This window comes from Mesorhizobium sp. M8A.F.Ca.ET.181.01.1.1, assembly GCF_004792025.1.
Classification (GTDB): Bacteria; Pseudomonadota; Alphaproteobacteria; order Rhizobiales; family Rhizobiaceae; genus Mesorhizobium.
The window spans coordinates 1-287 of the sequence record NZ_SRTV01000305.1; the positions used below are offsets into that span (position 1 = coordinate 1).

The 287-nt window shown below is 56.8% G+C and carries 1 pseudogene; it reads left to right on the forward strand.

Annotation, left to right across the window (positions count from 1 at the left end):
- Positions 1–287: pseudogene (locus EN824_RS35565) on the forward strand (sugar ABC transporter permease); the annotation flags it as partial.

Below are 287 nucleotides of genomic sequence, written 5' to 3' on the forward strand. Positions count from 1 at the left end.
CCTGCTCGGTCTTGTCATGGCAATCGCCATGCAGGACTGTTTGCGGTTGATCCGCCAGATTGCAGGCGCCCTGGCAATTGTCGCATGGACATTGCCACCCACGACAATTGCCATCGTTTGGAAAGCAAGCAGCACCGAGTCCGGAATTATTCCGACCCTGCTGGGAAACCCGAACTATGATTTGCTGTACGATCAGGCCATGCTGATTGTCTGCCTGGCAAATTCGTGGTCGCTCGCTGGGCTCGCGATGATCATGTTCTCGGCCGCGCTTCGCAACGTACCCGAGG